The organism is Streptomyces cahuitamycinicus, assembly GCF_002891435.1.
Taxonomy (GTDB): Bacteria; Actinomycetota; Actinomycetes; order Streptomycetales; family Streptomycetaceae; genus Streptomyces; species Streptomyces cahuitamycinicus.
The window spans coordinates 1-10626 of sequence record NZ_POUC01000287.1 but is presented as its reverse complement, the minus strand read 5'-3'; the positions used below and the strand labels follow the sequence as shown (position 1 = coordinate 10626).

11 protein-coding genes and 1 pseudogene are annotated in these 10626 nt (G+C 70.5%); 7 read left to right on the top strand and 5 right to left on the bottom strand.

The genetic code is table 11. The annotated features are described in order from the left end of the window. Window positions 1-128: 128 nt before the first annotated feature. The 3 genes and pseudogenes from C1J00_RS29775 to C1J00_RS29765 all read right to left on the bottom strand — a co-directional run. The gene (locus C1J00_RS29775; RefSeq protein ID WP_102912089.1) at window positions 129-566 is read right to left on the bottom strand and encodes an NfeD family protein; all 438 of its coding nucleotides are present in this window, start codon (window positions 564-566) and stop codon (window positions 129-131) included. Window positions 567-729: 163 nt separating this feature from the next. Next, a complete protein-coding gene (locus C1J00_RS29770) occupies window positions 730-2124 on the bottom strand; it encodes a phosphatase PAP2 family protein (RefSeq protein WP_102912088.1) in 1395 nt (464 codons plus the stop codon). Between the two features lie 250 nt (window positions 2125-2374). After that, a pseudogene (locus tag C1J00_RS29765) lies at window positions 2375-2485 on the bottom strand (LysR family transcriptional regulator); the annotation flags it as partial. 538 nt (window positions 2486-3023) lie between these two features. Here C1J00_RS29765 and C1J00_RS29760 point away from each other — a divergent pair. The 7 genes from C1J00_RS29760 (at window position 3024) to C1J00_RS29730 (ending at window position 9313) form a co-directional block, all read left to right on the top strand. Continuing rightward, complete coding sequence (locus tag C1J00_RS29760) at window positions 3024-3227, top strand: cold-shock protein (RefSeq protein WP_028799214.1); 204 nt, start codon at window positions 3024-3026, stop codon at window positions 3225-3227. Between the two features lie 178 nt (window positions 3228-3405). Beyond that, window positions 3406-4890 carry a DEAD/DEAH box helicase gene (locus C1J00_RS29755; protein WP_180989736.1) on the top strand — a complete coding sequence of 495 codons (1485 nt, stop codon included), beginning with the start codon at window positions 3406-3408 and terminating at the stop codon, window positions 4888-4890. 42 nt (window positions 4891-4932) lie between these two features. Continuing rightward, window positions 4933-5166 carry a CBS domain-containing protein gene (locus C1J00_RS29750; RefSeq protein ID WP_102912087.1) on the top strand — a complete coding sequence of 78 codons (234 nt, stop codon included), beginning with the start codon at window positions 4933-4935 and terminating at the stop codon, window positions 5164-5166. Between the two features lie 468 nt (window positions 5167-5634). Then, window positions 5635-5985 (top strand): MerR family transcriptional regulator, encoded by a 351-nt coding sequence (locus C1J00_RS29745; protein WP_102912086.1) that lies wholly within the window; start codon window positions 5635-5637, stop codon window positions 5983-5985. A 238-nt stretch (window positions 5986-6223) separates the two neighbouring features. Further along, entirely contained in the window at window positions 6224-8287 is a 2064-nt protein-coding gene (locus C1J00_RS29740) for a discoidin domain-containing protein (protein WP_102912085.1), read from the top strand. A 19-nt stretch (window positions 8288-8306) separates the two neighbouring features. Next, a complete protein-coding gene (locus tag C1J00_RS29735; protein WP_102912084.1) occupies window positions 8307-8903 on the top strand; it encodes a TetR/AcrR family transcriptional regulator in 597 nt (198 codons plus the stop codon). A 122-nt stretch (window positions 8904-9025) separates the two neighbouring features. After that, entirely contained in the window at window positions 9026-9313 is a 288-nt protein-coding gene (locus C1J00_RS29730) for a DUF4190 domain-containing protein (protein WP_102912083.1), read from the top strand. A 58-nt stretch (window positions 9314-9371) separates the two neighbouring features. Here C1J00_RS29730 and C1J00_RS29725 read toward each other — a convergent pair whose 3' ends face one another. Together C1J00_RS29725 and C1J00_RS29720 are read right to left on the bottom strand one after the other, a co-directional pair. Next, window positions 9372-9926 carry a CGNR zinc finger domain-containing protein gene (locus C1J00_RS29725; RefSeq protein WP_102912082.1) on the bottom strand — a complete coding sequence of 185 codons (555 nt, stop codon included), beginning with the start codon at window positions 9924-9926 and terminating at the stop codon, window positions 9372-9374. A 95-nt stretch (window positions 9927-10021) separates the two neighbouring features. Further along, on the bottom strand, window positions 10022-10465 hold the full coding sequence (locus tag C1J00_RS29720) for a hypothetical protein (RefSeq protein ID WP_102912081.1): 444 nt from the start codon (window positions 10463-10465) through the stop codon (window positions 10022-10024). Between the last annotated feature and the right edge of the window lie 161 nt (window positions 10466-10626).

Genomic DNA, 10626 nt, shown 5'->3' with positions numbered 1-10626 from the left:
GTTGTAGCGGCGGGCCTGCGGGACGATCCGCACCGTGGAGGCCACCAGGAAGACGATGACGAGGGCCGCCACGAGGATGGGGATGACAACTGGATCCACAGTGCCTCCGTTGCTGTGTGTTCAGCCGATCAGGGAAGGAGCTCGCGGGGGTAGACGATGGCGGTGGCCCCTTCGATCTCCATGACGTCCACCAGCGCCCCCACCGGGATCACATGGCTCTCGTCGAGGGCCCGGGCGGACCATTCCTCACCGGCTAGTTTGATCAGGCCGTGGCTCGCGGTGACCTCCTGCACGACCTCGGCCCGCTTCCCGATCAGCGCGTCACTGCCCTCGCGTGTGAGAGGTTGCTGTGCCATATGCCGCAGCGCGACCGGACGGACGAGGACGAGGCCGGCCGCCGCCGCTGCCCCCAGGGCCAGGAGCTGGCCGAGCAGGCCGATGCCGACACCTGCGACCACGGCGGCGACCAGCGCGGCGCCCGCCAGCAGCCCGAAGACCAGGGTCAGGGTGAAGAACTCCGCGGCACCCAGCGCCGCGGCAGCGAGCAGCCACAGGAACCACGGCATCGATTCGCCCTTCTTTTGGGGCTTTCTTCACCAAGTTACCGCCCGGACCCGCCAGGCAGAACAGACACGGCAGCCGTGGTTCTCGCGCCTCGGGTGACTCGTCCCGGTCGGCGGAGCCTGATCCCGCCGGCCGGCCGCTCCCGGCGAAGCGGCGAGCGGGAGGTCAGTGAGGCTCCGGGGAGCGAGTGGGCGCGGGAGCGGTGCCTTCGCCCTCTCCCGTCGTCGCGTCGTCCCGCGCGGCCTCCGCTACCGGGGTCCGGGGAGCCGGCAGCCGCGGGGAGGGCCTCGGGGTGGTGCGCACGAAGCCGTAGATCACCGAGGTCATGGCCAGGATGAGCAGGGGCCCGGACACCTCCGGGTACGCGGCCATCTCCGTCGGCAGACAGCGGTACGACACCAGGAGCGCGGTGAAGACGGCGGTGCCGTAGGTGACCAGCAGGGTTCCCGGCCGGTCCCAGCCGCGGTCGAGTGAGCGCAGGGCCGCCTCGATGGTGAGGGCGAACACCACACCGGCGATGAGGTCCACGCCGTAGTGGTAGCCGAACCCCAGAGTCGCGGCGAGGGTGACGACCAGCCAGAACGTACCGGCGAACCGCAGCGCCCGCGGCGCCCTGCGGGTGTGGACGAAGATCGCGACGGCCCATGCCGTGTGCAGGCTGGGCATGCAGTTGCGGGGGGTGATCCCGTCGTACGTCATCGGCTGCGGGGTGGTGACCGGCAGCGGGGTGTGCGGCCACAGGTCGGCCGCCGCCCACTGCACGCCGCCGGTGCCGGAGGCGCCCGGGCCGTAGGCGAAGACCGGACCCACCACCGGGAAGATCATGTAGATGGCCGGTCCGAGAAGGCCGATCACCAGGAAGGTGCGCACCAGGTGATGGCTCGGGAAGCGGCGCTCGACCGTGACGTTGCGCAGCTGGTAGAAGGCGACGACGACCGCGGCCACCGCGAGCTGGCCGTAGACCAGTTGGAGGAGATGGGTACTGAAGGGTTCGGTGGCCTCGACGATCCGGCCGGCCGGCCAGGAGGGGTTGCCCAGCGCGTGGTCGGCGGTCGCCACGTACTGGTCGAGCACCGTCGGGCGGGTCTTCGCCGTGATGAGCAGCCAGGTGTCGCCGATCTTGCGGGCGGCGACCAGCAGCAGGCCCAGCCCGACGCCCTTCAGCAGCAGGACGCGTTCGGGGCCGGTGCGGCGGGTGACGGCGATGACCGCGGTGCCGAGCATCACCCACAACGCGCCCGTGCCGAAGACGTGGCCGCCCGTCATGTCGGCGTCCGCCGCCCACCGCACCAGCAGGAGGACGCCGTCGATACCGAGCGCGGCGCCGGCCGCGATGAACCGCTGCCGCCAGGCGAGCACGACCATCATGAGTCCCAGACCGCCGTACAGCGGCCCCGGCTTGGGGGCGAAGACCAGGGCCTTCACCTGGTTGGTGATCGGCCCCGGTTCGCCGTAGCGGCGTGCGGCGACCTCCAGCGCGATGAGGAACCCGAGCGTGATCACGCCCGCCGTGACCCACAGCAGCACGCGCCAACGGCGCCGCTCACCCCACGAACTCATGTCGCTTATTCGCGAAAACACCCGCGATGCTCTGGCTATCAATCTTTTGGCCGATTCATCCGAATGGCTGGGCAGATGGAGAGCGATGGAGGGACCATCGCGAGTTCGAACATGTTATCGGGGTGTTGTGGTTCGGTTGCTGTGTCGGCCGACACGCCGGTCGGGACGCCAGCCGGGACGCCGGTCCAAGCAGGCCGGGGCGAGCGCCGCGCGGCGGGTGCGGGGTTCGGCGGCCTCGACCGCTTCGAGTCGCCCGCGACAGCGGGGGCTGCGCGATCCCGAGCCGTCGGGCGGCCCCGCCGAAGTGAAGCTCCTCGGCGAGGGCGACGGCGACGAAATACCGCAACTCCCTTGTCTCCACGCCGTGATGGTACTGCTCAGAACCAGGCCGATACCGGTGCGGTATCGCCGCCCATCCGATCGGCGCCGGCCCGCCAGCACCGGGCGCCGACAGGATCGACGGAGGGGTCCCGCCGCCTTCACTTCCGGACCGCCGCCACCGGTCGGTGACATGTGCACGTACTACTGCCCCGGGGATGGTCGGAACGGGTGGTGTGACCTTCGTCGCGGCAGGGACGTTCCCGCGCCGCCTCCGCCCTGCCGGGCATCGGCGGAGGTCACAGGGCCGGTGCGCGGGTGGGCGACAGGAAGAGCCGCGCCGGCGGGGGGCAATATCTGTGCCCGCAAAATGAGAAATAGAAGCGGGGCCCGCCGAATATTCCCCGATCGCACGCCCAATCGGATTTTCAGAGCCACGCAGCGCCGAACGCACCGTGCTACTGTCGATCTCAGTTGCAGGTGTGGTTGCCAGAAGGTTCATTTCCTACGGGGTAATCATCACGGCGACACGGAATTCGCAGAAAGTGAATTCCCGAAACCGCCTCCGAAGGAGAAATAAAATGGCTACTGGCACCGTGAAGTGGTTCAACGCGGAAAAGGGCTTCGGCTTCATCGAGCAGGACGGCGGCGGCGCTGACGTCTTCGCCCACTACTCGAACATCGCCACCCAGGGCTTCCGCGAGCTGCTCGAAGGCCAGAAGGTGTCGTTCGACATCGCGCAGGGCCAGAAGGGCCCGACGGCCGAGAACATCGTGCCCGCCTGACATCGGCGCTCGCGCAGATTTCGCAGCTGGGGCCCGCACCTCTGGGGTGCGGGCCCCAGCTCGCTGTTTTTTCCCGCCGGCCTGACCCGGCCCCACGACTTCGGCTCGTCTCGAGATTCTCTGCGCCGCTCCTCTGCTGCGGGATTTCCTTGCTACGTGCCCTCAAGGAAGGTCCCGCATGAAGCGTGCCCACACATCCCGCACATACGACCGCTTCTCAGGAGGCGACGCCACCGCGCGCCGCTCCGGTGGTCCGCGCCGCTCCACGAGCTACGGAACACGCCGTGCTCCCCAGGGCGAGTTCGCACCGCCGAAGACGATCACGCCCCCGCTGCCGGCCGTCGAGGCGTTCGCCGATCTCGACATGCCCGCGCGGCTGCTGGCCACCCTCGGCCACGAGGGCGTGACCACGCCGTTCCCGATCCAGGCGGCCACCCTGCCGAACTCCCTGGCCGGCCGTGACGTACTCGGCCGTGGCCGCACCGGCTCGGGCAAGACCCTCGCCTTCGGCCTCGCCCTGCTGGCCCGGACCGCCGGGCGGCGTGCCGAGCCGCGGCAGCCGCTCGCCCTCGTCCTCGTCCCCACCCGCGAGCTGGCCCAGCAGGTCACCGACGCGCTCACGCCGTACGCCCGTTCCGTGAGCCTGCGGCTCGCCACCGTCGTCGGCGGGATGTCCATCGGCAGGCAGGCCAGTGCGCTGCGCGGCGGCGCCGAGGTGGTCGTCGCGACGCCCGGGCGGCTCAAGGACCTCATCGACCGGGGCGACTGCCGGCTGGACGGCGTCGACATCACGGTCCTCGACGAGGCCGACCAGATGGCCGACATGGGCTTCATGCCGCAGGTCACCGCCCTGCTCGACCAGGTGCGCCCCGGCGGCCAGCGGATGCTGTTCTCGGCCACCCTGGACCGCAACGTCGACCGGCTGGTCCGCACCTACCTGCACGACCCGGTGGTCCACTCCGTCGACCCCTCCGCGGGCGCGGTCACCACGATGGAGCACCACGTCCTCCATGTGCACGACGCGGACAAGCACCGCACGACCACCGAGATCGCGGCGCGGGACGGCCGGGTGATCATGTTCCTCGACACCAAGCACGCGGTGGACTCGCTGACCGAGCACCTGCTGAGGAGCGGTGTCCGCGCCGCGGCCCTGCACGGCGGCAAGTCCCAGCCGCAGCGGACCCGGACCCTGGCGCAGTTCAAGAGCGGCCACGTGACGGTCCTGGTGGCGACCAACGTCGCGGCGCGCGGCATCCACGTCGACAACCTCGACCTCGTCGTCAACGTGGACCCGCCCAGCGACCACAAGGACTACCTGCACCGCGGCGGCCGTACGGCCCGCGCCGGCGAGTCCGGCAGCGTGGTCACGCTGGTGACCCCGGGCCAGCGTCGCGGCATGAGCCGGTTGATGACGTCGGCGGGCATCACCCCCCGGATCGCTCAGGTGCGGTCCGGTGAGGCGGAGCTGACCCGCATCACCGGCGCCCAGGCCCCGTCCGGTGTCCCGGTCGTCGTCACCGCCCCCCGCGCGGAGCGCCCTCGCGGCGCGTCCGCCCCGTCCCGGGGCCGGCGGGGCCGCCGTCCCACCGGCCAGGGCCGTCCCGCCGGCGAGGCGGCACGCCCGAGGGCGCAGCGGCGGACGGGCTTCGGCTCCGCCGCGTAGCGTCCCGCGCCCACCGCCCTCCCCTCTCGGCAGGAGACACCCATGACGCCGGTCCTGACGCAGCACCGAGCCACGGCTCACGCGCCCCACATCCGTGACGACATGACGGTCGAGGTGGCGCTGTCCCTCATGGCCGGTGCCCGGGTCGATCACCTGGTCCTGTGCGACGGGGACGACCAGGGCACGGGCGTGGTCACCCTCGCCCGGCTCTCCGTTCTCCGGGACACCGCCACCTACACGGACCGGGTCCGCCTCCGGGACATCCCGGAGGGCTGAAGCACGGGCGGGTGACCGCCACCAGAGACCAGTGAGGGCCCTGCCGACGCGCGTCGGCAGGGCCCTCACTGCTGTGCCGGAGCATTGCCGTCGATCATCGGGGGCCGCAGGACGCCTCTGTCCGGCGGATCGCTAAATCTGTCTTTGTCAGAGTAGACATTGCTCCTCACCGTGGTTAGCCTTCTTCTCGTAGACATGGTCAGAGCAGAACCGAGGAAGGACGGAGGAGCAGACGCCATCAGGATCGCCCGGCCGGGGAGTCCTCGGTCCGGGTACCGCAAGACCCCGGATTGGATGGTGGTCCCCGGTCACGCAGCCGCGATCCCCGCACCCCTCCCGCAGTCGGGCCGGGTAGCGGACACAGAAGGTCGGCGCAGCACAAGGGCCGACAGATGGTGTTGAATTTCCTTCGGGGCCCTGGTGCCGTACGGCACCAGGGCCCCTCGACGCGTTGCACTACGAGGTGACATGGCAGCTGATATTCCGCTCAGCAATCGTCTGGACGACGACGACTACCCCGCCTACACGATGGGCCGGGCCGCCGAGATGCTCGGCACCACTCCCGGCTTCCTGCGTGCCATCGGGGAGGCCCGTCTGATCACTCCGCTGCGCTCGGAGGGCGGACACCGCAGGTACTCCCGCTACCAGCTGCGGATCGCCGCGCGCGCCCGGGAGCTCGTCGACCGGGGAACCCCGATCGAGGCCGCCTGCCGGATCGTCATCCTCGAGGACCAGCTGGAGGAGGCCCAGCGCATCAACGCGGAGTACCGCCGCGCCGCGCGGGGCGCGTCCGGCGTACCCGATCACGGTCCGGGCTGATCGGGCGGAACACCGGCGGGCCCTGTCACCCGCGCCATGTGACCCCAGGTCGGAGACCTGGGGTTTGCTGCTGCCCCGGTCGATTCGGGGCCCGGCCGGGGTGAACCGCCCTGCCCCGGTCAACAGGTCAAACGTCCCGGACCCTTGACTCATCACGCGGTAGTGGCGATTCTCGTCGCACACTTTGCGAGGTCATGACAATGCGACCGAGCGACCCGACGACCGAGGGACGTGGGCTGTGACCAGTTCCGGACGCCCGTACCGCCGACGCAAGAACCTCACCGTTGTGTCGCTCCTCCTGCTCGTGCTGACGCTCGCGCTCGGCCCCGCCCCGAGTTCGGCGGCCGGAACCGACTGGTGGGACCCGACCGCACGGCCCGCGCCGGACTCCCGGATCAACGTCACGGGTGAGCCCTTCACCGGCACCGACGCCGCGGGCGAGGTGCGCGGGTTCGTCGACGCACACGACCACATCTTCTCCAACGAGGCCTTCGGCGGCCGTCTGATCTGCGGAAAGCCGTTCTCCGAGCAGGGCGTGGCCGACGCGCTCAAGGACTGCCCCGAGCACTATCCGGACGGCTCGCTCGCGGTCTTCGACTTCATCACCAACGGCGGTGACGGCAAGCACGACCCGAACGGCTGGCCCACCTTCAAGGACTGGCCCGCGCACGACTCGCTGACCCACCAGCAGAACTACTACGCCTGGATCGAGCGGGCCTGGCGCGGCGGCCAGCGGGTGCTCGTCAACGACCTCGTCACCAACGGCGTCATCTGCTCGGTGTACTTCTTCAAGGACCGCTCCTGCGACGAGATGACGTCCATCCGGCTCCAGGCCAAGCTGACGTACGACATGCAGGCCTTCGTCGACAGGATGTACGGCGGGCCCGGCAAGGGCTGGTTCCGGGTCGTCACCGACAGCGCGCAGGCCCGCAAGGTCATCGAGCAGGGCAAGCTGGCGGTGGTCATAGGGGTCGAGACCTCCGAACCGTTCGGCTGCAAGCAGGTTTTGGACATCGCGCAGTGCAGCAAGGCCGACATCGACAAGGGGCTCGACGAACTCCACGCGCTCGGCGTGCGCAGCATGTTCCTGTGCCACAAGTTCGACAACGCCCTGTGCGGGGTGCGGTTCGACTCGGGCTCGCTCGGGACGGCCATCAACGTCGGGCAGTTCCTGTCGACCGGCACCTACTGGAAGACGGAGAAGTGCACGGGCCCGCAGGCCGACAACCCGATCGGCAACGCGGCGGCGCCCGCGGCCGAGGAGAAGCTCCCGGCGGGTGAGGAGGTTCCCTCCTACAGCGCCGAGGCGCAGTGCAACGTGCGCGGGCTCACCGACCTCGGCGAGCACGCCGTGCGCGGCATGATGAAGCGCGGCATGATGCTGGAGATCGACCACATGAGCGTCAAGGCCACCGGCCGGGTGCTCGACATCTTCGAGGCCGAGTCCTACCCCGGCGTGCTCTCCTCGCACAGCTGGATGGACCTGGACTGGACCGAGCGGGTCTACGGCCTCGGCGGCTTCATCGCCCAGTACATGCACGGCTCCGAGGGCTTCGTCGCGGAGGCGAAGCGGACGGAGGCCCTGCGCGACAAGTACGGCGTGGGGTACGGCTACGGCACCGACATGAACGGCGTCGGCGGCTGGCCGGGACCGCGCGGGGCGGACGCGCCGAACAAGGTCACGTACCCGTTCAAGAGCGTCGACGGCGGCTCGGTCATCGACCGGCAGACCACCGGCGAGCGCACCTGGGACCTGAACACCGACGGCGCCGCCCACTACGGCCTCGTCCCGGACTGGATCGAGGACATCCGCCGCGTCGGCGGCCAGGACACGGTCGACGACCTGTTCCGGGGCGCCGAGTCCTACCTCGGCACCTGGGCGGCCTCCGAGAACCACGAGTCCGGCGTCAGCCTCGCGGCCGGCTCCGCCGCGTCGGCCAGTTCCTCGGAGGGGAGCCTGTTCACGGACTACGGGCCGCACCGGGCCGTCGACGGCGACCGCCGTACCCGCTGGGCCAGCGACTGGAGCGACGAGCAGTGGTACCAGGTCGACCTCGGCTCCACGCGGACCGTGGGGCGGGTCACCCTCGACTGGGAACGCGCGTACGCGAAGTCGTACCGGATCGAGCTGTCCGCCGACGGCGCGAGCTGGCGGACCGCCTGGTCCACGACCGCCGGTGACGGCGGTCTGGACACCGCGCGCTTCGCCGGAACCCCCGCCCGCTACGTCCGCGTCCACGGCCTGGAACGGGGCACCGGCTGGGGCTACTCCCTCCACGAGGTCGGCGTCCACAGCCGCTGACACCCACGAGAGGGGTTCCATGGCACGGCTGCCGTCCGCCGAGCGGCGGCGACAGCTCACCGAAGCGGCGATCAGGGCGATGGCCCGGGACGGCGTCCCCAGGACGACGACCCGGTCCATCGCCGCTGAAGCGGGCGTCTCGCTGAGCGTCTTCCACTACTGCTTCGACTCCAAGCAGCAGCTGGTCGAGTCCGTCATCACCACCATCACCGGGCACTACGTGACGGTGGTGAAGGACGCCATACGACCCCGAGCCACCCTGGAGGAGACGGTCCGGGCCGGCTTCCAGGCCTACTGGGACCACGTCCGCACCCACCCCGACGAGCACATGCTCACCTACGAGCTCACGCAGTACGCGCTGCGCCGGCCCGGTTTCGAACACCTGGCACGCCGTCAGTACGAATTGTACGCCGAGGCGTACACCGAGCTCATCGACCAGCTGCGGCAGAGCATGGGGCTGCGCCTGCGCGTGCCCGTTCCCGTGCTGGCCCGCTACCTGGCCGCCATGACCGACGGACTCACGCTCAACTACCTCGTGCTCGGCGACGACGCGGTCTGGACGGGCATCCTGGACACGGTCACCGCGCACGTCGCCGGGCTCGTGCAGGAGAACTGACGGGACTCACTCCCGAATCGGGTGTCATGGGAACGCCGTAGAGGGGCATTCGAACAAAACAAGTCGAAAGTGAGGAGAGTGCGGCCCTTTCGGTCCGTGCCATCGACAACTGGGAGTTCCCCATGGCGAGTTACGGCGGTTCCTCTGCCGCGCCCTCAGGTTCGCGCACCAACGGCCTGGCGATCGCGAGCCTGTGCTGCGGCATCATCGGCCTGTTCTTCCTCAACATCGTGCTCGGTCCGCTGGCCATCCTCTTCGGCGCCGTCGCCCGCCGGCAGGCGTCGGTGAAGAACGGCGCGGGGATGGCGAAGGCCGGCATCATCCTCGGCGTCGTCGACGTGGTCCTGTGGCTCGTGCTCCTGGCCGTGGCCACGAGCAACGGCGGGTTCAGCTGGTACGTGGGCGGTTAGTCGCCGTTCCGGACCGGCGCGGGGTGTGCGGGGTGGACCGGTCGGCGGGGCCGCGGGGTCAGTGAGCCGCCGTGGTCTTCTTGCGGGCGCGGTACGCGGCTGCCTTGATCTTGTTGCCGCAGGAGTCCATCCCGCACCACTGCCGCCGCATGCCCCGCGAGCGGTCGATGTAGACGCGGGTGCACTCCGGGTTCCCGCACTCCTTCAGCAGGGGCACGTCCGGACCGCTCAGAAGCTCCACGGCGTGACGCGCCACCATGGAGAGGGCCTCGCCGGGCGTCGCCTGCGTCCATCGCCCCGCCGGGGTGAGCTGCGGCACGGCGGGCGGCGTGCGGGCCGCGTTGTTCACGACGGTCAGCGCGGCCCCGTCGTACTCCTCCCCGAGCCGGCGGGCGGTGACCAGCCGGTAGATCGCTTCCCGTACGGCCCTCGCCCGCTCGACGTCGGCCTCCTGACCCGTCGAGACCGCGTCGACCAGGCCGGACTCCATGTACCAGGCGGTGAGCCGGTCCGGCGTCACGAGCACCTCGAAACGCGCCGAACGGCGTGCCCGGAGCGTGGCGGCGAAGTCGAGCGCCGGGTTTCCGCAGACGAAGACGTGGTCCGGATTCACGTCACCATCTTGACCGGTGACCACACCCTCGGCAAGCCCGAGAGGTGATCGGCGTCGACGACGGCCCGCACGAAGGAGAGGGTGGTGGCTCCGCGTCAGGAGTCGTACGGTCCGTCGCCTGCCGCCGAGTCGGACCGGGCATGGCCGGGGGCCAGACGGCGGTAGGCGGCGCGGGCGTGGACGAGGCGGGCCAGGGCCGTGCCGATGAGGGCGGCGGTGAGCAGGCAGGTCAGCCAGGTGGTGTCGCGGTGGCCTGCCCAGGTGAGGGTGCCCGCGGGCGGTATGGCGAAGCCGTTGAGGAACAGCCAGCACAGGAGCGCCGTGCCGGGGGCGGCTGTGAAACGGGCGCACAGACCCAGCACGGCGGCCAGCAACGACAGGGCGGACAGGGCCAGTTCGGGCCGGTACGGCCCCACCACGGCGTTGACGAGCGCCACCAGCACCAGAGCCCCGACGCAGGCCCCCGCCCAGACCACCGGCGTGGCCACGGGCTGGGGAACGGGCCTGGCTCCGCCGCCCAAGGGCTTCCACTCGATCATGCTGGCGCTTCCCTCCGGTCCACCTGGACGGAATTCTCCCCCGGCCTCCCCTGCCGGTCCCAGGGACGCTCGTCAGGGTCCCACCAAGCCCCCTCCGGGAAACAGCCGATCCGGACAGCACGAGAGACTCCGCCCTCTCCCAGGACCCGTTACCCGATGGG